This is a genomic window from Marinomonas profundimaris, assembly GCF_000508165.1.
Taxonomy (GTDB): domain Bacteria; phylum Pseudomonadota; class Gammaproteobacteria; order Pseudomonadales; family Marinomonadaceae; genus Marinomonas; species Marinomonas profundimaris.
The window spans coordinates 21,777-45,272 of the sequence record NZ_AYOZ01000004.1 but is presented as its reverse complement, the minus strand read 5'-3'; the positions used below and the strand labels follow the sequence as shown (position 1 = coordinate 45,272).

Genomic DNA, 23,496 nt, shown 5'->3' with positions numbered 1-23,496 from the left:
AGTCAGTCTCTTATTTTTTAATATCAATAAAAGCGTCGGCGCGTAATTCATCCAACCAGTTTCCTAGAATGATGTCTTGTTTTTGTGCGGTTAACGCGCGTTCCGCGTTGCTGCGTTTCACTTTGTCGCTGATGTCGGCTTCTCGACGACCTTCAACTTGCAGAATATGCCAACCAAATTGTGTACGGAAAGGCTTACTGATGTCTCCGATGTTGGTTTTGTTCATCATGTCTTCAAACTCAGGCACCATGGTGCCTGGTGTTACCCAGCCTAAATCTCCGCCTTGTAAGGTCGAGCCTTGATCTTCACTTTGCTCTTTAGCAACTTGAGCAAAGTCTGCACCGCTGGTTAACTTTCTGTAGAGATCATTTGCCAGTACTTCCGTTTGTGCCATGTCTCGAATTTCATTCGCACGAACCAGTATGTGTCGGGTTTTGGTTTGTTGTTGAAGCGTTACATCAGGTGAGCGCTTCTCAATTATCCACAATAAATGGAAGCCAGCATTGCTTTGCAGTGGGCCAATAAGAGGGCCTTTTTCAGCGTCAATTGCTCGAACAAAGAGGGGAGGTAATTGGTTTAATGGACGCCAACCTAAGTCGCCGCCTTCAATGGCAAACTGACCATCTGAATTTTCAATGGCTTGTTGAACAAAGTCATCTTCTGTATGGATGTTTTGAGCAATGGCGCTCATTTTGCTTTTCGCCTGTTCTAAATTGCTCGCGCGTATTAGCAGATGGCGCAAATGCACCTGATCTTTTTCTTTGGTGATGCTGGTCGCTGAACTAAGGTAATCGTCAATTTCTTGCTCTGAAATCACGATGCGCTTTTTCACAATTTCGCGCTTGATATTATTGATGAGAATCTCTTGCTCAATTTGTTCGCGGTATCGCGCGTAATTAATGCCTTTGCTCGAGAGGACGTTTTTTAAGCCTTGTAGATCTAAATTCATGTTTTTGGCAACACCAAGAATGGCGTTGTCCACATCCGAACTCGGCGCTCTCATGCCGACTTTGCGGGCATAATTCATCTGTAACGCTTCGTCGATCATTTGGTTTTGAATTTGACGGTGAATGTTGTCTGTCATGACACCGCCCGGTACGCGCTCTTTTACAATCTGAAAACGGTTTTGAATATCGCTTTCTAAAATAGGCTTAGAGTCCACGATGGCGGAAATGCCGTCAATTTTGATTGGTTCTGCGTGGAGCGTTTGCAACGGTATTAGGGCGAATAAAATAAGTGAGAAAAAAGAAAACAACTTCATGGTTAATATCCAACTTTTCCTTGGTTCCAGTAGGTGTCAGCAATGCTGGATTCGCTGTTCGCGTTGCCCGCATTACTTAAACCACGTAACGTAAATTGTAAAAAGACACCTCTATCAAACTCTTCGTCATCGTTCAGCCAATCTTGATAGCTTAACGAGACTTTGATACAGCAGTTTTCGTAACCTACACCGGCAATTTCTTTGGTGGAATCTTGTCTCAAGAAATCGTAGGTGTATTGAGTGAACATGGACCAGTTTTGATTGAGAGGGAAAACGGTACCTATACTCGCTTGTTTTGCATCGTCATCGGAATCTGTGTTGTTGATAGAATATAGATAACTCAGATTTATTTTGACGTCATCAAGCGGTTCTAGACTGGCAACCAGCTGCGCTAAGTTTACGTCGCTATCATCTAGGTTGTAATTCAAATTCCCCGTCAAACTGTAACGATTACCATTATAACTTGCGGAGGTTAATAGGTCGCTTCGTTTCGCATCGTTAACGGCATTGCTTTGGTCGGTATTCTCTTCAATATCAACATAACGGTCTTTCAGATAAAAGATCTGGCCGGCTTTGAATGCCCACTTTTCATTATTATTTTCATCATACAGACGACTTTCTAAGCCGAGAGTCACTTGTTCTGTGTCGCCAATACGGTCGTTACCATTGAATCGTGTATGGCTGAAGGCCTGTGAATACGTCATGGTTGGTTCACTGGTATCAAAATCCGGTATAGCGTCTTGGTTTTCAACAGGCGAATGCAAATAACTGAGACGCGGCTCGAGTGTCTGTCTCCAAGTATTTTGGTTGTGAGTAACGTTACGCTCAAACATGAGTGATGAATCAATGTAGCTGGTGATGTGTCCGATTGATGCATCACTCTCAGTGTCGGTGACATAATTTTTTAGAGAGTAGTCACGATATTGCGTTAATACACCCGGTGTGAGCTTTCCCCAGCCATTACTCAAATTAATATTGGTGTCTTGGTTGATGGCAACTCGTTGGCCGTCGAAGTCGTCTTCAGCAGGGTCATAGAAATCGGTGTATTGAACGTCGATTTTGTAATCTAGGTAGGACGTCGCGATCCGGTAAGAGCTGTCTAATCGGGGGAGCCATTCAAATGGTTGATCGACGGTGTCGTCGGGCGTTTGGTAGGTCAGATAGGTTATTTTGTTGAGAAAATTACCATTATTGAAACCAAAATAAGCGCTGCGTTCGTAATGGTCTTTTTCGCCAATGGAGGTGCTGTTTGCTTCAGGGTATTTGTTTTGTGTTGGATTGCCTTCGGCAATGAATCCTGCACTAAAGTAGTCATTGAATTTTTGTGACGAGGTCAGCTTTATTAATGTTTGCTCACCTTCATCGTCATCAGAAAACGTTGACTGTTCATAAATTGTTTGTCCATAAGGGCTTAAGTGGCGAAATTCCAAATCGATGCCTTCGCCCTTATTTTGAATGTATTGGGGGGTGATGGTGGCATCGTAGTTTTCGACTATGTTCCAATAAAAAGGAGCAGAAAAACTCAGTCCGTCGCTGCCAGAATAACTAAAACTAGGAAATAGTAAGCCTGATTGACGACGGTCATCTAATGGGAAGCGCAGCCAAGGAAAGTAAAAAATAGGCAAGTCGGCGATTCGTATTTGCACATGTTTTGCTGTACCAAAGCCACTTTTTGGGTCTAGTTCTATTGAGCTGCCGTATAACTTCCAACTCTCTTGGTTGGGTTCACAAGTTGTAAAGAAACCTTCTTCTATGAACACCACGCCGTCTTGATCTCTAGAGAGTGTTTTGGCCTCTCCGCGAGCGCCAGATTGGTGGCTAAGGAACATCGCGTCTTTAAACTCTGTTGGTGTCTCACCGCTGTTTGCAATATAGCTATTTGAACTGCGAATCAGCTGATCTTCACTGCGTAAGGTGACATTACCGCTGGCACGATAGTATTGATCAGGAATGCCTTCAATGGAATCTGCAGATAACGTCGACAGCGGTTGTTGTATTTTTGCCGCCCCTTTTAGGTGGATCACCCCATCTTTGTCACGCACGATAAGATCGGCTGAAAGCGTGGTGGCTTCAGCGTTGGTAGCTTGCCAACTATTAAGATAGGAGCCCTGACAATACCGTCCGAGCTGTTGTTGTTGCTCAGCCGTCAAGGATGCTTTCGGAGCCCAGTCCCATTGATTCACTTGCGCTTGAGCCAGTGGCAATATGAAAAGACTTTGAAAAAATAAGGCGTAGGTGCGTAAATGCTTAACCATGCAGGGTATACTTGTTACCAAAATTATTGTCCGAAATCGGATGCTGCCCATAAGCGGGTCCACGTGTGAGACAAATGATAATCTAAGCAGGCCCATAGGGGCTACCGATTCTGGAGAAATATCTTTATGTGGAAAATTGTTTGCGCCATTTTAGGTTATATATTGGCGGGTTTTTTAGGTGGCCTACTTGGGTTCATTGTAGGTGGTGTGGTCGATAGGGCGCAAACGGGTGGCGCTTTTAGTCGTATTCGCAGTCGTGCGGATATGCATCTACAACAAGAAACTTTTTTTCGTACTTTGTTTCTTTTAATGGGGCGTTTGGCGAAATCTGATGGTCAGGTGTCTGAAGCAGAAATCCAATTAGCACAATCCGTTATGCAACGCCTTCGGTTATCTCCAGAGGCTCAAAATCAAGCTAGACAGTTATTTAATGAAGGCAAGTCATCCAATTTTGACCTTGTGTCAGTACTCAATCATTTCAAACAAACCGTAGGGCCTGGCGATTTAACCAGAACCTTGTTAGAAGTCTTGTTGGTATCCGCGTATGCCGACGGCCACTTTAGTGTTGAAGAGAAATCTTTTGTTTCTCAGGTTTGTGCGCACCTTGGTGTGTCTGTGGCGGAATTCGAAGCCTTACATATTCAGGTGAAACAGCAAGCTCACTTTAGACAAGGTTATCAGTCGTCCTCAAATAATATGGGTTCGAAAGATTTGTTGAAAGCGGCTTATGAGGCGTTGGGTGTGACGCCTGAGATGAGCGATGCAGACATTAAAAAGGCTTATCGTCGGTTGATGAGTAAAAACCATCCTGACAAACTGAGCGCACAGGGCTTACCAGACGAAATGATTGATTTGGCGAACGAGCGAACTCAAGAAATTCAGTCCGCGTACGAAATGATTAAAAACGCGCGCAAGTAAGCGGAAATTGAATGGCTTATCCGTTGATGGGGCTTTCATAGTAGAGCCCCTTGTTGATGCTGGGTAAGGTTTTTTGTTGGTTAATTTGGCTGGTATTTTGTTTTAAAAAACCACGCACACGTTGAATTAATAACTGTTTACTGTCTTTTCCCGTGACTCTGTCTGGCAATGCGTCGAGCTGTATGTAATTGCCTCTTTTCTCTGTTCTTTGGTTTGCGGCTTGCTTTCTCCACATGGCAAATTGATCGCTTCCACTCGTATCATTCACATAATAATCCAGTATAGGTTGCGCGACTTGGCGGATTTTTTGCGCGGTTTCATAGTCAGAAAACCCAGTCGTGGAGGCAATGTCGATAAGGACTAATGCTTCGCCACTGTTTGGGTTGTCCGCTAGAAAATTAAGGGCGTAACTGGCACCTGTTTTATAGCCCAGAAAAATGGATTGATCAGCGCCTTCCGTTTGAGCCTTATTGATGGCGGCCTGTATCCGAGCGAAGACGACGTCCTGATTGGGCAATGTCGTTGGCGGCGAACTATTGTCCTGTGCTGATGGTGCTGCTTCGACTTTTACGGGCGCGCCCCGTTTAATCACATCCGGTACTTCGATCGACAATGTACACCAGCTGTGTTCCGGCAATGCGTTACGTAATGGTGCAATCGCATCAGGCCAATCAGGGTGTTCATTGTCTGAATGCAGCAAGATGATACAGCCTTGAGTTGAGCTGGTGATGGAAGGTCGATAAAGCGTAAGAAAAGCGTCGCCATTGGCGTCTAATATTTGAATCTGATGATTTAGGCGTCGACCCATTAAAGAGGTTTCTAACGCACGAATGCGTGACGCTTGTGGCCTAGGGACAATATAGTCTTTACTGTCTGCTGCATTGTTTTGTGCTGAGGTTGCAGGCGTAGGATTGTCCGTGTTGGTTTGTGGCTGAGCTTCTTCCGCGTGAGCATTCAAAGAAAGAAGAACCATTACAATGATCAACAGCGCATTATTTTTCTTCATTGTTTTCAATACTTCTTTTGGATGCCTTGTTAAAATACGATTTGAATTTTTACTATGTCTTTTATTGTGTCACTGCTGGAGTCAGATATGAATGATTTTATCATTGCCCCTTCTATCCTTTCTGCCGATTTCGCTCGATTAGGCGAAGAGGTGGACAATGTGTTGGAAGCCGGAGCCGATATCATACACTTTGATGTGATGGATAATCATTATGTTCCCAATTTAACGATTGGGCCGATGGTGTGTAAAGCATTGCGCAAGCATGGTGTGACGGCGGACATTGATGTGCACCTAATGGTAAAACCCGTAGATCGCATGATTGGTGATTTTATTGAAGCGGGCGCGTCGATTATTACCTTCCATCCAGAAGCCAGCGAGCACATCGATCGATCGTTGCAGATGATTCGAGCGGGTGGCTGTAAAGCAGGCTTGGTGTTCAATCCAGCCACGCCTTTGCATTATTTAAAGCATGTCATGGACAAAGTAGACATGATCTTGTTGATGTCAGTAAACCCAGGCTTTGGTGGTCAATCTTTTATTCCCGGCACCTTGGACAAATTGCGTGAAGCGCGCGCCCTGATTGATGCGAGTGGTTATGACATTCGCCTTGAAGTGGATGGCGGCGTCAGTGAAAAGAACATTGCCGAGATTGCCAAAGCGGGTGCCGACACATTTGTGGCGGGTTCGGCTATTTTTGGCAAAGACAACTACAAACAGGTGATAGACACGATGCGAAAAGAATTAGCGGGTGTTCGTTAATGAAAACACCGAAATACTTTTCAACCTGGTTTGAAGGTTGGCCAGAGTTAGTGTGTTTGGATCTTGATGGCACCTTAGTCGACAGTGTTCCAGATATTGCTGGCGCAGTAGATGCTTTTTTATCTGAACTTGGTGCGCCTTTGGCTGGCGAAGCGTTAGTTCGAAGCTGGGTTGGTTTTGGCTCTGCGAAGTTAATCGAGCAGGCGCTATCGTGGGCGGATATCGACCCAAACAAACATGAAGAAGCGTACCGTATTTTCTTAATGCATTATCATGCTCATTTGACAGATAAAACGGCACTGTACCCTAATGTGAAGGCGCTCTTGAAAGCGTTTAAACATCACAATGTGCCGGTTGCCTTGATCACGAATAAACCGAGTGTTTTTGTCAAACCCTTGATGGATCATTTTGAACTCACGGAACAATTTGGTTGGTTGTTAGGTGGCGACACCTTAGAAGAAAAAAAACCATCCGCCATGCCTTTGTTGCATTGCAGTGAGTCGATTGAGGCTTTGCCCGAAAATTGTTTGATGATTGGCGATTCGATTACGGATTTCAATGCGGCAAAAAATGCCGGTTTTAAATGCGCTTTAGTGACGTACGGTTATCACCAAGGGGTGGACCTTACGACATTGGGTGCCGATGCCATTATTGATGATTTGGCCGAATTGCTTGTTTAAATAAACCCTGATTGGTAATGGAATACTAAAAAGCCAAGCTATTTATAGCTTGGCTTTTTTTATTCGTTGAAACGCTTTTATTCTGTAGGAAGTGGCATTTTACTATTTGCAGCCATGTGTACGGTGTGTGTTGGGAAGGCGACTTCAGCACCATGTGATTCAATGATTTGCATGGCTTTAAATAAAATGTCTTCTTTTACATTATGGAAAGTTCGCCAATCGACAGTGTGTGTGTAGGCGTAAATAAAGAAGTCCAAGGACGAAGGGCCAAACTGATTGAAATTCACCATGTAGGTTTGGGTGGTGTCCAGATCTTCATGTTTTGAAATCATGTCTTTGATATCGGCCAGAATGGTTGGTAATAGACTGAAGTCATCGTAGCGAACGCCAATGCTTTCATTGATGCGACGGTGTGTCATTCGAGATGGGTTTTCGACTGAAATAAGGGAAAAGGTCGAGTTCGGGACATAAAGAGGGCGCTTTTCAAACGTGCGGATGCGAGTTTGTCGCCAGCCTATGTGTTCGACGGTGCCTTCTATATTTTGGTCAGGAGAGCGAACCCAATCCCCAATCGCAAACGGACGATCAAGAAAAATCATTAAGCCGCCAAAAAAATTGGCCAGTAAGTCTTTCGCGGCAAAACCAACCGCAATACCACCAATACCACCAAAGGCCAAAACACCAGAAATGCTAAAGCCCAGCGTTTGCAAAACGACCAAAGCCGCCGTGATGATAATGGACGCTTTTAGCAGTTTGCTGATGGCACTGGCGGTGGTGTAATCCACCTTGTTTTCGACTTTTTCTGAACTGGTAAGGGCTTTTTCGCTGCCTGAAATACAGCGTAAAACAAACCAAGTTAAAATTAGAATAACGCCGACTTCACGGATTTTCGCAATCAGAGAAACAATGTGCGGTTCTATTTCGGTACCCGAAATTTCCGCTGCGACACTGAGGCCAACTAACCATATAAAAACGCCAATGGGCCTTTGCGCGGCACGAATGAGCACATTATCCCAAGGGGTTCTTGTGCGTTCTAGCTGATTATCAATGCGTGTTAGCGTTCGCGTGATAATAAAATTCACCATCAGGGTGACAAGTACTGCAAAAAATACCCTGACGATCCAGTGCATTTTTGTGTCGCCAAGGCCCAAATAGAACTGCATTGTTTCCCAAGTCATTGTGCTGTGATCACTCCGTTCTGTTCGTTTATGTTGAATGGTTTAAAGTAGTAATAAAGTACCAAGTCCTAAGAATGCCACAAAACCGGCAATGTCGGTGACAGTTGTTAAAATGACAGAACCTGATAACGCTGGGTCGATGCGCAATTTATCCAATAGTACGGGAATTAATACGCCAGAAAGTGCAGCCATTAATATATTCACAATAATCGCAAGGCCTATAACCAAACCGAGCATCGGGCTTTCGAACCACCAAAGCGTGACAACACCAATCACGATAGACCATAAAATACCGTTCAAACCGCCGACTTTTAATTCTTTCGACAACAACGACTTTAAGTTGCTTCGAGTAATTTGGCCGAGGGCTAAACCACGTACAATTAGGGTTAACGTCTGGCTTCCTGCAATGCCGCCCATAGAGGCGACCACTGGCATTAATACCGCTAAGGCGACCACTTGTTGTAATGTGGCTTCGAAAATACCGATAAACGCAGAGGCCAAAAATGCGGTAAGCAAATTGATACCAAGCCAAATACCTCGTGTGGCGGCACTGCGTTTTACGGGCGCGAACAAATCTGATTCTTCATTAAGACCTGCTGTCGCCATTTGCTGTGCTTCATGTTCAAGGCGCCATGTTTCCATCGCTAATCCGGCATGAAAACGTCCTAATAATATGTGGTTGTCATCCAAAACAGGAAGCGCTGATAAGCTTGAGCGCTCCAGCATTTCGGCGGCTTTGGTCAATTCTGTCTCTGAATTGATGAAAGAGCACTCTTCATCAATCAAGTTTGAGATGGGTTCGTGTCCTTGTGCTTTAAAAAGCACGTCAAATTTCACACAACCGACCCAGCGGCCCGTTCTGTTCACGAGATACACCATGTCGGTATAGCTTGGCGTGCTCTTTTTCAGCAAGCGTAATGCTTCGGATACGCGAATGGATTGAGACGCAATTAAGAGTTCGTGATCAATCCAGCGGCCGACGACATCGTCATCGTAAACAATACCTTGTTGGTAATATTCACGTTGCTTGTTGTCCATTTGGTTCAACGCGAGATCGACTAACCGATCTGGTAACGAGTCGGTTATTTCGAGAAGGTCTTCGGCGTCTACATCGGTAAAGAGCTCTTCGATTTCGGCGTCATCAAGCTCACGCAGTAAAAGTTGGCGAGATTCGCCGCGCATTTCAACCAATATGTCGAGGCGGTTTGCCTGTTTAATATTGGCCCATGCTTGTTTACGTTGAGCAAGCGGTATGGACTCAAGCGCCAGAGCCACATCATCTGGCGTCAATTCAGAGATGGCTTTATTGATGGACTCAGCAGAATGCTCGTCGTGAATTAGGGTTTCGATGAGGTCAGCGACTTGGCTATGCACAGGGGATCCTTAAAACACATAAAGTTGAGGGTAAAGATAGCATGCTATCTCGTATCGTATATAAGAGTTTGTTTTTAAAACAGATTATTCATACTTTTATGTAATATTAAATACGCTTTGTGTAATCTTGTTGCTATTGGGCGTACGGCGTTGAATTTAGGTGGCTTTACAATCACGTTTGTTTCTTGGTCAAGGCAAGACAGCTTCTCTATGACAGTGTAGAATTTGGCGTTTTTTATTGGTTTTGGTCGTGTTTCTTGTAAGAAAATACCGTTCACAAGTGTGCAAGGTATCGAAGAGTATGACTTTCTCTTGTTTCATGTTGTTTTATAGGCGCTTCCTTTCTGTATGCTATTGATGATCGATAATTACGACTCTTTTACTTATAACCTTGTGCAATATTTTCGTGAGTTAGGAGCGAATGTTCAGGTGTATCGTAATGATGACATCAGTATTGAAGAGATTGAACGACTGGCGCCATCGCACTTGGTTATTTCGCCTGGGCCTTGTACGCCGAATGAAGCGGGTATTTCTATGGCTGCGATTACGTCGTTTGCCGGAAAAATCCCCATATTGGGTATTTGCTTAGGTCATCAATGTATAGGTCAGGTCTTTGGTGGCAAGGTGATTCGTGCTAAAAATGTGATGCATGGTAAGACATCATTCATTTACCACGAAAATACATCGGTCTTTGCCGGTTTACCAAACCCGCAGACGGCAACACGTTACCATTCTTTGGTTGTTGCAGAGGATGCGTTACCCGATTGTCTTGAGGTAACGGCTTGGAGCAAAAATACGGCGGGTGAAAGAGAAGAAATTATGGGAATTCGACACAAAACGCTGGCCGTTGAAGGGGTTCAGTTTCACCCAGAGTCGATTCTTACCGAGGAAGGCCATGCTTTATTGGCCAATTTCTTAACACGATAGTTTTAACACGATAGGAGAGGCTGGTGGATATTCAAAAGGCAATTGCTGCCGTAGTTGAGCGCCAAGATTTGAGCGGCGACGAAATGCGAATTGTGATGAATGACATCATGACGGGAAAAGCCACACCAGCACAAATTGGTGGGTTTCTGATCGGTTTGAGAATGAAAGGCGAATCCGTCGAAGAAATTACCGCGGCGGCGCAGGTCATGCGTGAGTTATCCAGCAAAGTTGAGCTAGATCTTGAACATGTTGTGGATACTTGTGGCACTGGCGGCGACGGCAGTAATCTGTTTAATGTGTCAACGGCGTCGGCGTTTGTTGTGGCGGCGGCGGGTGGCAAGGTTGCCAAACATGGTGGGCGTTCAGTGTCGTCTAAATCTGGTAGTGCCGATGTCTTAGAGCAAGCGGGCATTTATCTAGGGTTGGACGCGGAACAAGTTTGTCGAAGCGTTGAAGAAATTGGCTTGGGTTTCATGTTTGCGCCGAATCATCATTCGGCGATGAAATACGCGGTTGGTCCTCGTAAAGAAATGGCGACCCGTACAATTTTCAACTTACTGGGCCCATTAACGAATCCAGCCAATGCGAAGCGTCAGGTTATGGGCGTGTTCCATCAAAAATGGGTTCGTCCGATAGCGGAAGTATTAAAAGCCTTGGGAAGTGAGCACGTGATGGTGGTGCATTCCGAAGACGGTTTGGATGAAATTAGTATTGCGGCATCTACCTACGTGGCAGAACTGAAAGACGGCGTCATTGTTGAGTACAAAATTTCACCAGAAGATTTTGGTATTCCAACACAGTCTGTCGATGCCATTCAGGCCTTTGATGCCAGCGAGAGTTTGGCGTTAATCAAAGTCGCTTTAGAAGGGAAAGGCAAAATAAACCCTGCGAGAGACATTGTGGCTTTGAATGCCGGTGCGGCGATTTATGTATCGGGTGTTGCCGATACATTGGCCGAAGGCGTGAATATTGCGGAAGATGTGATTGGCGGCGGCATGGCCAAGGTTAAAATGGCCGAATTGGCCAGTTTTACACGTTGTTTTATGAGTCCTGACTCACTGTAATGAATAGGAGCAGTAGCCTAATGCAAATAGAAACACCGACGATTTTAAAGAAGATAGTCGCTCGAAAATACGAAGAAATTATTGAGCGTAAATCTCATACGCCTTATGGCAATTTAGAAGTGGCGGCGTCTGTGGCGAATGTACACAATGCGCCACGTGGTTTTGCTCAAGCGTTGAGACATAAAATCGCCAACGGCCAAGCGGGGGTCATTGCTGAAATTAAGCAGGCGTCTCCGAGTAAAGGCGTATTGCGTAATCCTTTTTTGCCAGCGGATATTGCCAGATCTTATGAAAAAGGCGGTGCGGCGTGTTTGTCCGTACTGACCGATAAAGACTTTTTTCAAGGCCACGAAGACTTTTTAGTAGAGGCGCGTGCGGCGTGTCAACTTCCTGTTATTCGTAAAGATTTTATTGTCGATGAATATCAAGTGTTAGAAGCTCGAGCGATTGGAGCAGATTGTATTTTGTTGATCGCGGCGTGCTTAAGCGGCGAAAAATTACGTGCTTTAGATGGTATGGCGCGTGATCTTGGCATGGACGTTTTGGTCGAAGTGCATAATCGTCCTGAAATGGAATTGGCGCTCGAGTTTACCGAGACGGAGTTATTGGGCATCAATAACCGTGATTTGCATACGTTTGAATTGAGTCTAGATCATACGTTTGAATTAATGGGCAGCGTGCCGTCTGATCGTCTGATCGTGACAGAAAGTGGCATTCATACACGTGACGATGTGGCTCTGATGCGTGAAAAAGACATCCATGCATTTTTGGTTGGCGAAGCGTTTATGCGCGCTGATGATCCAGGTGAAAAATTGGCTGAGTTGTTTCAATCTTAGAAACAATCGCTTCAGCCATAATAAGAATGAGTAAGGTGAATTATGAAGACGAATGTTAGTTGGCAAGAAGATGTGCATTTTACCGCAGAGACCGGATCTGGTTTTAAGATAGAAATTGATGGTAACCAAGTTGCCGGGCCAAGACCAATGGAGCTTTTGCTTGCAGGGTTAGGCGGCTGTACTTCTTATGACGTGGTTGGAATTCTTAAAAAAGCACGCCAAGATGTCGTGTCTTGTGTGGCGCAAATTGATGCAGATCGTGCGGATACCGTGCCTTCTGTTTTTACCGAAATTCGAGTTCATTTCGTGGTCAGTGGGCGCAAACTGAAAGAAAACGTTGTGGCTCGTGCTGTGAAGTTGTCGGCTGAAGAATATTGCTCAGCTTCATTAATGCTAGAGCGAGGCGGTGTTAAGATCGTTCATAGCTTCGAGGTTATTGACGTCGAATAACTGCGATCCTGTCGCTTATTAAAAAAAGCTTTAGTTTTTACTAAGGCTTTTTTTTCGTCGCAATGAAAGTAAAGGTGTTGAATAAGCCTAATGTCATGGTTTGTTGCGTTTGCTTTCTGCTCTTGTGTTTCGTTATACCCCTTAGGAGATATGGCTTTTTAAGGGGCGATTTACTAGCGTGAAGGTATGGTATAAACAATTTTTCAGACTGGGTGTTGCACCCGAGGGAAGCAAGATGAAAACGTATGAAGAATGGCAGCGATTAGCCGCCGAGATTACGATTCCAAATCAAGCGTATATTAATGGTCAATTTGTGTCTGCATTAAGTGGCGAGACGTTTGATTGTGTGAACCCTTCAACAGAAACGGTCTTGGCTAAGGTGTCGAGTACTGACTCGGCGGATGTCGATGTTGCCGTTGAAGCGGCAGGAAAGGCCTTCAAGAGTGGCGTCTGGTCAAAAATGGCGCCCCGTGATCGTAAAAATATCATGCTGAAGTGGGCGGATTTATTGGCTCAGCATCAAGATGAGTTTGCCGTGTTGGATACATTAGACATGGGGAAGTCCATCAGCGAAATGGTGGACATTGATATTCCCGATTCCATCGATTGCATTCGCTGGACGGCAGAAGGCATTGACAAACTCTACGGTGAAATCGCACCGACGAACGGGCAGAATCTAGCGCTAATCAGCCATGAGCCGATTGGTGTTGTTGCGGCGATTACGCCGTGGAATTACCCATTGATGATGGCGACATGGAAAATTGCACCGGCCTTGGCGGCAGGCAACAGCGTTATTCTAAAACCCTCTGAAAAGTCACCTTTGAGTGTGTTGCGTTTGGCTGAATTGGCCACGCAAGCCGGTATGCCAGATGGTGTGTTTAATGTATTGCCTGGTTTTGGACATACGGCGGGCAAAGCGCTGGCATTGCATCATGATGTTCAGGTGTTGGCGTTTACGGGTTCAACTCGAGTTGCTGGCATGTTGATGGAGTATTCTGGGCAATCGAACCTGAAGCGTGTTTGGATCGAAGCCGGTGGTAAGTCTCCTTGCTTGGTGTTTGATGATTACAAAGACATTGTGAAAGCAGCCCAAGGGGCGGCGGCGGCTATTTTTACCAATCAGGGCGAGGTGTGCATTGCTTGCTCTCGTTTGTATGTACAAAGCAGCATTAAAGACGCTTTCATGGTGGAATTGATTAAAGCCTCAAAGGCGTACGTCCCTGGTGATCCGCTCAATCCAGCGACCAATATGGGGCCATTGGTCGATAAAAACCAAATGGACACCATGGCGAAATTTATTAATAGTGCTCAACAAGACGGTGCAACCTTGTTATTGGGCGGCTTGCCAGAGTATCAAGAAGGGAAAGGCTTCTTTGTGAATCCAACGATTTTCGCGGACGCAAAAAATCAAATGAAATTTGTCCGTGAAGAGATATTCGGCCCAGTATTGGCGGTCTCTACTTTTGATACAGAAGAAGAAGGTGTCGCACTGGCGAACGATTCTAAATACGGCTTAGGAGCGTCGATCTGGACCAGCGACTTGTCACGGGCGCATCGTGTTAGTCGTCAATTAGAGAGCGGCATGGTGTGGGTGAATACATGGGGCGACGGCGATACAACGGTGCCATTTGGCGGTGTGAAAGCGTCTGGAAATGGGCGTGATAAATCGCTTCATGCGATGGAAAAATACACTGAATTGAAAAATGTATGGATTCGTTTGTAAGGAAATAAAGCCACAAAACTGACTTATGCTGAGCCTACCCCTTTAAGGGTATATCAGTGTATGGCGGGTAGTTTTTAGAATGGCGACATTGAATGCAATGCGCTGTTCGAAAAACTGGGCGAGTTCTTTTACTGCCTGTTTCATTTAGACAATGCCCCTTGAAATTGGGTGCCTTAGATGAGGTTGTTTATGTCATTTCCTTCTCATACTAATTCGTATTATGCCGCGTCAGCGAACGATACTGTGCTTCGTCCTGAGCTTGTTGGTGAGCATCAATGTGATGTTTGTATCGTGGGTGCAGGTTTTACAGGAATCTCTTCTGCACTTCATCTGGCTGAGGCTGGTTATAAGGTCATTGTCTTGGAAGAGAGCCGTATAGGCTTTGGTGCGTCAGGTCGAAATGGCGGTCAATTGGTAAACAGCTATAGCCGTGATATTGATTTTATTAAGCGGCATTATGGTGAATATGTTGGCGAGCAAATGGCGTCTATGGCATTTGAAGGTCAAGCGGTGATTCGCGAGCGCGTTGCAAAATACAACATTGATTGTGACTTGAAAGAAGGCGGTATTTTCGCGGCTTGTAATGCTAAGCAGTTTGAAGAGCTCAAGGCTAAAAAAGCACTTTGGGAATCTCACGGTAATGACAAATTAGAGTTGTTGTCTGCGACGGACATTCAAAAACACATTGGTACAGATCGTTATGTGGGTGGTTTGTTGGATCGTCTGAGCGGCCATGTTCACCCTTTGAATTTGGTGTTGGGTGAAGCGGCTGCATTTGAATCTTTGGGTGGCGTTATTTATGAAGCCTCTCCTGTCACCAAGGTTCAGGAAGCAAAGGTGGAAGGTGAGCTTGCTACGGTAACGACGGAAAAAGGCTCGGTAAGTGCCAAGCACGTGATTGTGGCGGGTAATGCATATATCACGGGAATTATTCCGGAAGTTGAGAAAAACTCGATGCCTTGTGGCACGCAAATCATTGCCACAGAACCATTAACGCAAGAACAGCAAAAAGCCATTCTTCCGAGTGATGTTTGCGTGGAAGACTGCAATTATTTATTGGACTATTTCCGACTGTCTGGTGATGGTCGCTTGATCTATGGCGGCGGCACGACGTATGGCGCACGCGAACCAGAAAAAGTGGAAGCGTTGATTGTTCCTAAAATGCTGAAAACATTTCCGGCATTAAGTAACGTTAAAATAGACCACGCGTGGACGGGCAATTTTTTACTGACGCTGATGCGACTGCCTCAAGTTGGGCGTATTGGTCAAAATGTCTATTACGCACAAGGTTACAGCGGTCATGGCGTGACCAGTACTCACTTGATGGGGAAGGTGTTATGTGAGGCGATACAGGGGAACACAACGCGTTTTGATGTGTTTGCCGGCTTGCCACAGTACCCATTTCCTGGTGGTCGACGCTTTAGGATTCCTTATACTGCAATTGGAGCGGCGTATTATGCGTTGCGAGATAAACTTGGAATCTAGATGTCAGTATCGGCTGAGTGAATTGTCAGAGTGATGTGGAAGCCCTTTTTGTACAAAAGGGCTTTTTTATTGGGCGGATAATGCGTTGCTTAGTTAAGCTTAAGATTCTTCTTCGACAGCCGTCTTGGCTTGATCTAATTCTTCTAGGTGATCTAAGAATAAAGTGAAAATTTCAGACTGAGTGGACGTGTCTAAACGTGCATGAATGTTTTTTCTGTGAACCTTTACTGTGCCGGCACTAATGCCGAGTTCCTCGGCGATGGCTTTGGAAGAATGCCCACGTAGGATCAACCCAAGGACTTCTTGTTCTCTGTGTGTAAGCACGCCGCTGGCAAAGGTTTTTAAAGCATGTTTGATTGGGCCATTTGAAGGTTGATAATCCACGTAACCTCGAGATTGAGTCAACCAAAACTGCTTAATAAGGGCTTCAAGTAGCGGAAATATTTCTCTCAGCTTTGTCATTTCACTGCGCTTAATCGACCCCATGTGCGTTTTTCGCCCCAATGAAATGGCGCACGTGGTTTTATCGTCTAATGGAATGGTAAGGTTAATTTCGTCCACTAAATCAAATTTTCGATAACAGGTTAGGTAGTACTCGGTTTCTTTGAATGAGTCTGGAGCAATATCAATAAGGCGACTAATACCAGGCACGGTTCCCATTAAAATGCCGTTAAATAATGGGTCTAACATGTAAGCGGTGTTGAGGTATAAGTTCAGTGTTGAGCTGTGTTCAGAGCGGTCTTTTGGATGAATGATGATGGGTTTAAACGACTTTTTGTAGGTGACCATGATAATGGTGTCAAAGTGGCATAATCCTCTTAGGAAACGTTCTAATACAGTCGGAAAGCTTGGTACTCGTAGGTGGTTTACTAATGTCACCAGCTCCTTCAAGGTTTCCGCAGAAATGCCATCGGAAGTGGCTTTGCTTGGCAACATTGTCTGAATCCTCAACTGAAATAAAAAAGTAGCTGGTTACATAATGGCCTTTTAACCATAAGGGAATCAAATCTAATAGTAAATATTGTGATCACAATATTGTCTTTTTAGCTTTGTTTTTCTTGGTTTTTTATTGTGAAGATTCTGCCGATTCTTCTAGAAATTGATGCAATAACTCAGGTGTTCCCACAAAGGCAAATCCTTCACGGATGTCAGCGGCGATGGCAAGTTGTAGTGCGAGAGGGTTTTTCTGACGAATCGCAATTAGGGCTTCTTTGTGCCTGTCTATGGCAAAGTGGCCTTGCATTTTTTCATTGGATAAGCGCAAAAATGGCCCAAGTTGAAGCCATAAACTTTCAATCAAAGGGAGGCTTATTTGGTGCGGGTTGGCGGTATAAAGCATGCGATGAAAAGCGTGGTTATGGGTGATGTTTGACTCCATGGAAGCGAGCTCTCCACCATAGTCTATGTTGTCATCCAGCGCTTCAAGTTGCGCCATAATTACGCTATCAACATAGGGCAGTGCACGAATCGCAGCGTGCGTTTCCAAGGAAATACGTGTTTCACACAATTCATTGAACTTCATTGCTGTCATGGTTGGCACGATAATGCGGCGGTTTTCTTTTACTTCTAATGCTCGTTCAGAACTGAGTCGCTTTAATGCCACACGAATGGGCATGGGACTTACCTCTAGTACCTTTGCCAGCTCCCTTAAGGTTAAGCTTCTGCCCGGCAGTATTTGCCCACACATCACGGCGTGTCTTAAAACGTCATATACCCACTCGGTGATAGTTACACCTGCTTTTCTGTCGGTTAATGTAATGTTCAGAGGTGACGTTTTATTCAACTTTTTATCCTTTATTACTATTTTATTGTATAAAAACAGTTGTTCATTTTAACAAAATGGCGGACATTTGATGCGTAACTTAACGCTTCAAGTTAAGCCTAAGAGTAAAACTAGAAACAATATAATTCTTTGTATTGTGATCACAAGATAAAGAATTATATTGTTAACCTTTAGCGCGAAACAACATTTTAAATATTTAAGTGAGAACAGGTTATGCCAGAACAAGTAGTGGGTGACAAAGAGTTCGATCTTTTTATAACCGATTTGAATGGGAATTTACGCGGTAAAAGACTTCCCGCTTCGGGCTTGGAAGGCGCCATGAAAGACGGTGTGAAATTGCCTCAATCAGTGATCGGCTTTGATCACTGGGGAGACGATGTTATAGAAAATGGCTTGGTCTTTGAAACAGGAGACAGTGATGGTATCTGCTTACCTGTCCATGATACGCCCATTCCTGTGCCGTGGTCGGAAAGCCCAAGAGATCAGATCTTGGCCATGATGTTTAATCCAGACGGCACGCCTTTTCTTCCTGATCCAAGACAGTTATTAGCCAGCACTGTGGCGCGTTTTAAAGCGCTTGGTTACACGCCAGTCGTCGCCACAGAATTGGAATTTTACTTACTAGACGGACAATCCGAAGCAAAGGGCAGACCACAAGAACCGTTAATGACGGAAGGTCATGGCCGTCGTTTAACAGACACAGATTGTTATTCGATTGAGGAAATGGACGGATTGTCGAACTTCTTCGCCGACGTTAGATCGGCCTGCGAAGTGCAAGGCATTCCCGCTGACACGATTATTTCGGAGTTAGGTCCGGGTCAGTTTGAAATAAACATGAAGCATGTGGATGACGCGTTATTAGCGGCAGATCACGCCAATATGTTTAAGCGTTTGGTGAAAGGTGTTGCGAGAAATTATGAATATGGCGCAACTTTTATGGCCAAACCCTATGCACAAAAAAGCGGCAATGGTTTCCATGTTCATTTCAGTTTATTGGATGAAAATGGTGTAAATGTGTTTGACGATGGTGGCGACAGTGGCACGCCGTTACTCAGACATGCGGTTGCTGGGTTATTGGATAACATGGCAGACAGTATGTTGATTTTTGCCCCACATTTAAACTCTTATCGTCGTTTTCAAAATGGGGCTCACGCACCTACTTTTGCTAGTTGGGGTTATGAAAATCGTACCGTTGCGATACGCATACCTGAAAGTCCAACGGTTGCTCGTCGTATTGAGCATCGTGTTGCTGGTGCGGATGCGAATCCGTATTTGGTCTTGGCGGTAGTATTAGGTGCCGCGTTGGATGGTATTGAGCGAAAATTAGAGCCGGTGGCGCCCATAGAAGGTGATGCTTATTCTGTGAGCGAAGATTTTCCGTTGCTGCCAAACCGTTGGGAGCAAGCCACAGAAATATTTAAAAAGAGCTCGTTCATGCAGGAATACTTTGGTGACACGTTTATACGTGTATTAAGCGCGGTGAAAGAACAAGAGCAAGAGAAGTTGTATAGCAAAATTTCTGACGTGGAATATGAAGCCTATTTATAAGGCGATTAACGTAATTCTTTGGCGTGGAATACCGTATTTGTTTGATCAAGATAGTGGCAATGTCACACTCATAAATAATGTTGAACTGGAGAATCGATAATGAAAATGAAGCGAAAATTGTTGTCTCTCATGTGTACTGTATTGGTGTCTGGCAGCGTTGCGGCTGAAGATAAAGTACTCAATATTTATAACTGGTCCGATTATATCGCGCCAGATTCTGTCGCCAACTTTGAAAAAGAAACCGGCATTAAAGTAAATTACGATGTTTATGACAGTAATGAGGTACTGGAAGCCAAATTGATGGCTGGTGGTTCTGGTTACGATTTGGTCATGCCATCCAACTCCTTCTTCGAACGACAAGTGCAAGCGGGCATCTACCAAGAAATCGATAAAACTAAGCTGTCTAATATCGGTAATCTCGATGCTCAGCTGGCTGGACAGTTGGCGAGGCACGATACGGGGAATAAACACAATATTCCTTATGCGTGGGGAACAGTCGGTATTGGCTATAACGTCGACATGGTCAAAGCGCGTTTAGGTGATGTCGAAATTGATTCGCTGGACATGCTGTTGAAACCCGATGTCGCGGCTAAATTAGCGGATTGTGGTATTGCTGTTTTAGATTCTCCTGCGGAAATCATGGCGACGGTCAATAATTACATGGGGCAAGATCCAAACTCTGAAAAACTGGATGTGTTGAAAGCCAGTGCAGATTTGATGGCCAAAGTTCGACCATCGTATAAATACTTCCATTCAAGCCAGTACATTTCGGACCTGGCCAATGGTGAGATTTGTGTGGCACTAGGGTACAACGGCGATATTTTACAAGCTCAAGATCGCGCAGCGGAAGCAGGTCAAGGTGTGAATGTTGGCTATGTGATACCAAAAGAAGGCGCGTTGGTGTGGTTTGATGTGATGGCGATCCCAAAAGACGCACCACATCCTGAAGCGGCATTAAAATACATCGACTATATATTGAGAGGCGATGTTGCAGCAGATTTATCCAATTATGTTTTTTATGCCGTACCGAACACGGCTGCCGAGCCTATGTTGGATGCGGAAGTTTCTGAGAATAAAGGTATTTACCCAACGCAAGCGGTGAAAGATAAGCTCTTTATTCAAGTCGCACATACGAAAAAATTTGACCGCTCATTAACGCGCGCTTGGTCAAATATTAAAACGGGGCGTTAATGACCTCCTCACTGGGGTCTGTGACTCCAGTGATTCTTTGTTCACTTTCAATATCTATGAATAAGGTGTGTTTTTTGCTTTGTCATTAAATCCGCTCTTATGTTGTCTTTCAGTAAAAAGGTGAAGCATGCCAACAAGCCCACAGATAGATCCAAGCAAACTAAACAGTCCCGCTTCGTGGCGAGATCCTGAAGCGAAACCCTTTGTGCAAATTGAACAAATCAGCAAAAAATTCGGTGCGTTTACCGCGGTTGATTCTGTGTCTTTGGATATTTATAAAAACGAATTGTTCTGCTTGTTGGGTGGCTCTGGCTCAGGTAAAAGTACGCTTTTAAGAATGTTGGCAGGGTTTGATAAACCAACCAGCGGACGGATTTTAATTGATGGCGTGGACATGTCTAATATTGAACCATGGAAGCGTCCGGTCAATATGATGTTTCAGTCTTATGCTTTGTTTCCACATCTGAGTGTGGAGGCGAATGTTGCTTTTGGTCTGCGTCGAGAAGGCGTGCGATCGCAAGAGGTGAAGCAGCGAGTGGCTGAAATGCTGGATATGGTGCAATTAGGCCATTTGGCGAAACGAAAACCTTTTATGTTATCGGGTGGTCAGCGTCAGCGTGTTGCCTTGGCAAGAGCATTAATTAAACGCCCAAAGCTTTTATTGTTGGATGAGCCATTAGGTGCGCTGGATAAAAAACTTCGCGAAGAAACACAATTTGAATTGATCAATTTGCAAGACGAATTGGGCATTACCTTCATAGTGGTAACGCACGATCAAGAAGAAGCCATGACATTGGCGACTCGGATTGGAGTCATGAACCAAGGTCAAATTGCTCAAATAGCGGAACCCCATCAGGTTTATGAGTGCCCAAATAGCCGTTTTGTGGCGGAGTTTATTGGGAATGTAAACATGTTTGAAGGCACGGTTATGTCGGAAGACAGTGACAGCGTTACCGTGCATTCTCCTGATATGGACAATCTGATAAAAATCGATAAGGAGCACGCGACCGGATGCGCTCCTACTCAAAGTGTCTGCGTTGCCATTCGACCTGAAAAAATGCGAATCAGTCGTGATCCTATGGACGGCAACACGAATACGACGTCAGGCATCGTCACCGATTACGCCTACATGGGAAGTCAGTCCATTTACAAAGTTCGCTTACATAGCGGCAAAGAAGTACGTGTCACGTTACCGAATGCCATTCGGGATATGGGTGACAGGCTGACATGGGATGACTCGGTTTATCTTTCGTGGGATAGCGAGAGTGGTGTGGTGCTCACATCATGAACAATATAACCCCTTATGTTGGAAAAGGTGCCATGGCAGTACGTTTAGTGCATCGTATTAAAGCGATGAACTGGGGACGCATGGCGGTTATTTTGACGCCCACTTTATGGTTGGCGGTTTTTTTCTTTATTCCATTTCTTGTGGTTTTCAAAATTTCCTTGGCAGAGTCTGCGATCGCTGTTCCGCCTTATTCTCCATTGTTCGAATGGAATCCAGAAGAAGCCTACGCGACGCTTAAAATCACCTTCGGTAATTATTTATTTTTATTTGAAAGCCGCTTTTATCTTGATGCGTATTTGAGTTCGATTCGGATTGCCGCCATTTCTACCTTCATTACTTTGGTGATTGCCTTTCCCATTGCCTATTTAATTGCAAAGAGTTCACGTACTCGACGTACATTATTGCTTTCTTTGGTTATTTTACCTTTTTGGACCTCCTTCTTATTGCGTGTTTATGCGTGGATGGGGTTGTTGAAAAAAAACGGTGTAGTAAACGAATTTTTAATGGGGCTGGGAATAACTGACCACCCTCTGATTATGTTACAAACCGATTTCGCAGTGTATGTTGGCATCGTTTATACCTATTTACCCTTCATGATTTTACCACTTTATACCACACTCGAAAAAATGGACTTAGCGCTGTTGGAAGCGGCCAAAGATTTAGGTGCAAAACCCTATCAAGCCTTTTTCTTGGTGACCTTGCCGTTGGCGATTCCCGGAATTGTTGCGGGTTGTTTGCTGGTGTTTATTCCCGCCGTGGGAGAATTTGTGATTCCCGCGTTGTTAGGTGGGTCGGATACATTGATGATAGGCCGTGTGTTATGGGACGAATTTTTCTTAAATCGCGATTGGCCAATGGCCTCCGCAGTGGCAACGGTGATGTTAATCGTATTAGTGGGGCCGATCATGTTTATTCGTAGCCGCAACAAGCAGGAGGACGCACCATGAAACGAGGCTCTTTATTTTTAAACGGTTCGGCGTTATTTGGTTTCGTCTTTTTGTACGCGCCCATTATTTCACTCATTATTTACAGTTTTAATGAGTCTAAATTGGTTACCGTGTGGGGTGGCTGGTCAATCAAATGGTATGCGGCTTTGTTTCAAAATGAGCAAATTATTAATGCGACGTTGCTCAGTTTTAAAATCGCCGCCATTAGTGCAACGCTTGCCGTTGTCTTAGGCACCATGGCGGGTTTTGTTTTAAGTCGCATGGGGCGATTTAGAGGCAAGACGATTTTGTCGGGTTGGGTGACCGCGCCATTAATTATGCCGGATGTCATTACTGGCTTGTCATTATTGCTGCTGTTTGTGGCATTGGAATCTATGTTTGGTTGGCCGGCAGGAAGAGGAACCGGCACCATTATTATTGCGCACACTACGTTTTGTCTGGCGTACGTTGCGGTGGTTGTTCAATCTCGCTTGGCGTCTTTGGATGAAACCTTAGAAGAAGCGGCAATGGATTTAGGTGCGAAACCGTCCTCTTTGTTCTTTCTCATTACCTTGCCGTTGATTGCGCCTGCAATTGTGTCCGGTTGGTTGTTGTCTTTTACCTTATCTCTGGACGACTTAGTGATCGCCAGTTTTGTGTCTGGGCCGGGAAATAGCACTTTGCCGATGGTGATTTTTTCGAAAGTGCGTTTGGGGGTTTCTCCAGAAGTGAATGCGCTTGCTACCCTGATGATTTTAGTGGTTGCCATTGCGGTCATTGCCGCTATTTTTATTATGCATCGTCAGAACCGATACAAGATATCTCAATGATTGATTTGAAGCGT

General features: G+C 44.8%; 21 protein-coding genes. 14 read left to right on the top strand and 7 right to left on the bottom strand.

The features are described from left to right. Window positions 1-10 precede the first annotated feature (10 nt). Both D104_RS22830 and D104_RS22825 read right to left on the bottom strand, forming a co-directional pair. Window positions 11-1,261 (bottom strand): peptidylprolyl isomerase, encoded by a 1,251-nt coding sequence (locus tag D104_RS22830; protein WP_024022978.1) that lies wholly within the window; start codon window positions 1,259-1,261, stop codon window positions 11-13. Between the two features lie 2 nt (window positions 1,262-1,263). Then, window positions 1,264-3,516 (bottom strand): LPS-assembly protein LptD, encoded by a 2,253-nt coding sequence (locus D104_RS22825; RefSeq protein ID WP_024022977.1) that lies wholly within the window; start codon window positions 3,514-3,516, stop codon window positions 1,264-1,266. A 126-nt stretch (window positions 3,517-3,642) separates the two neighbouring features. On the opposite strand from D104_RS22825, the gene djlA reads away from it, so the two are divergent. Further along, entirely contained in the window at window positions 3,643-4,434 is a 792-nt protein-coding gene (djlA, locus tag D104_RS22820; RefSeq protein WP_024022976.1) for a co-chaperone DjlA, read from the top strand. 16 nt (window positions 4,435-4,450) lie between these two features. Here the strand turns inward: djlA and D104_RS22815 are convergent, their stop codons facing one another. Beyond that, window positions 4,451-5,440: a DUF3530 family protein gene (locus tag D104_RS22815; RefSeq protein ID WP_024022975.1), complete on the bottom strand. Its 990-nt coding sequence runs from the start codon at window positions 5,438-5,440 to the stop codon at window positions 4,451-4,453. Between the two features lie 87 nt (window positions 5,441-5,527). Between D104_RS22815 and rpe the strand changes: the two genes are divergently transcribed. Further along, window positions 5,528-6,199 carry a ribulose-phosphate 3-epimerase gene (rpe, locus tag D104_RS22810; protein WP_024022974.1) on the top strand — a complete coding sequence of 224 codons (672 nt, stop codon included), beginning with the start codon at window positions 5,528-5,530 and terminating at the stop codon, window positions 6,197-6,199. Continuing rightward, on the top strand, window positions 6,199-6,879 hold the full coding sequence (locus D104_RS22805) for a phosphoglycolate phosphatase (RefSeq protein WP_024022973.1): 681 nt from the start codon (window positions 6,199-6,201) through the stop codon (window positions 6,877-6,879). Before rpe ends, D104_RS22805 begins: the two co-directional genes overlap by 1 nt. A gap of 77 nt (window positions 6,880-6,956) precedes the next feature. Here the strand turns inward: D104_RS22805 and D104_RS22800 are convergent, their stop codons facing one another. Further along, window positions 6,957-8,057, bottom strand: coding sequence for a mechanosensitive ion channel family protein (locus tag D104_RS22800; protein WP_024022972.1), 1,101 nt, complete (start codon window positions 8,055-8,057; stop codon window positions 6,957-6,959). Between the two features lie 42 nt (window positions 8,058-8,099). Continuing rightward, window positions 8,100-9,431, bottom strand: a complete 1,332-nt coding sequence (locus D104_RS22795) for a magnesium transporter (protein WP_024022971.1) — start codon at window positions 9,429-9,431, stop codon at window positions 8,100-8,102. Window positions 9,432-9,779: 348 nt separating this feature from the next. On the opposite strand from D104_RS22795, the gene D104_RS22790 reads away from it, so the two are divergent. The 6 genes from D104_RS22790 (at window position 9,780) to D104_RS22765 (ending at window position 15,916) form a co-directional block, all read left to right on the top strand. Next, the gene (locus tag D104_RS22790; protein WP_024022970.1) at window positions 9,780-10,358 is read left to right on the top strand and encodes an anthranilate synthase component II; all 579 of its coding nucleotides are present in this window, start codon (window positions 9,780-9,782) and stop codon (window positions 10,356-10,358) included. 23 nt (window positions 10,359-10,381) lie between these two features. Further along, window positions 10,382-11,422: an anthranilate phosphoribosyltransferase gene (gene trpD / locus D104_RS22785; protein WP_024022969.1), complete on the top strand. Its 1,041-nt coding sequence runs from the start codon at window positions 10,382-10,384 to the stop codon at window positions 11,420-11,422. Window positions 11,423-11,442: 20 nt separating this feature from the next. Then, a complete protein-coding gene (gene trpC, locus D104_RS22780; RefSeq protein ID WP_024022968.1) occupies window positions 11,443-12,258 on the top strand; it encodes an indole-3-glycerol phosphate synthase TrpC in 816 nt (271 codons plus the stop codon). 42 nt (window positions 12,259-12,300) lie between these two features. Further along, window positions 12,301-12,708 (top strand): OsmC family protein, encoded by a 408-nt coding sequence (locus D104_RS22775; RefSeq protein ID WP_024022967.1) that lies wholly within the window; start codon window positions 12,301-12,303, stop codon window positions 12,706-12,708. Between the two features lie 235 nt (window positions 12,709-12,943). Then, window positions 12,944-14,431 carry an aldehyde dehydrogenase gene (locus tag D104_RS22770; protein ID WP_024022966.1) on the top strand — a complete coding sequence of 496 codons (1,488 nt, stop codon included), beginning with the start codon at window positions 12,944-12,946 and terminating at the stop codon, window positions 14,429-14,431. Window positions 14,432-14,620: 189 nt separating this feature from the next. Next, window positions 14,621-15,916, top strand: coding sequence for an NAD(P)/FAD-dependent oxidoreductase (locus D104_RS22765; protein WP_024022964.1), 1,296 nt, complete (start codon window positions 14,621-14,623; stop codon window positions 15,914-15,916). Between the two features lie 99 nt (window positions 15,917-16,015). Here the strand turns inward: D104_RS22765 and D104_RS22760 are convergent, their stop codons facing one another. Continuing rightward, complete coding sequence (locus D104_RS22760; RefSeq protein ID WP_024022963.1) at window positions 16,016-16,852, bottom strand: response regulator transcription factor; 837 nt, start codon at window positions 16,850-16,852, stop codon at window positions 16,016-16,018. Between the two features lie 130 nt (window positions 16,853-16,982). Beyond that, complete coding sequence (locus D104_RS22755) at window positions 16,983-17,699, bottom strand: GntR family transcriptional regulator (protein ID WP_024022962.1); 717 nt, start codon at window positions 17,697-17,699, stop codon at window positions 16,983-16,985. Between the two features lie 213 nt (window positions 17,700-17,912). Between D104_RS22755 and D104_RS22750 the strand changes: the two genes are divergently transcribed. The 5 genes from D104_RS22750 to D104_RS22730 all read left to right on the top strand — a co-directional run bounded on the left by D104_RS22750 (window position 17,913) and on the right by D104_RS22730 (window position 23,482). Further along, entirely contained in the window at window positions 17,913-19,247 is a 1,335-nt protein-coding gene (locus D104_RS22750) for a glutamine synthetase family protein (protein ID WP_024022961.1), read from the top strand. A gap of 99 nt (window positions 19,248-19,346) precedes the next feature. Beyond that, window positions 19,347-20,438 (top strand): polyamine ABC transporter substrate-binding protein, encoded by a 1,092-nt coding sequence (locus tag D104_RS22745; RefSeq protein WP_024022960.1) that lies wholly within the window; start codon window positions 19,347-19,349, stop codon window positions 20,436-20,438. Window positions 20,439-20,565: 127 nt separating this feature from the next. Continuing rightward, a complete protein-coding gene (locus tag D104_RS22740; protein WP_024022959.1) occupies window positions 20,566-21,726 on the top strand; it encodes an ABC transporter ATP-binding protein in 1,161 nt (386 codons plus the stop codon). A 32-nt stretch (window positions 21,727-21,758) separates the two neighbouring features. Beyond that, complete coding sequence (locus D104_RS22735) at window positions 21,759-22,673, top strand: ABC transporter permease subunit (RefSeq protein WP_051997732.1); 915 nt, start codon at window positions 21,759-21,761, stop codon at window positions 22,671-22,673. Next, window positions 22,670-23,482, top strand: a complete 813-nt coding sequence (locus tag D104_RS22730; RefSeq protein ID WP_024022957.1) for an ABC transporter permease subunit — start codon at window positions 22,670-22,672, stop codon at window positions 23,480-23,482. Before D104_RS22735 ends, D104_RS22730 begins: the two co-directional genes overlap by 4 nt. The last annotated feature ends 14 nt before the right edge of the window (window positions 23,483-23,496 follow it).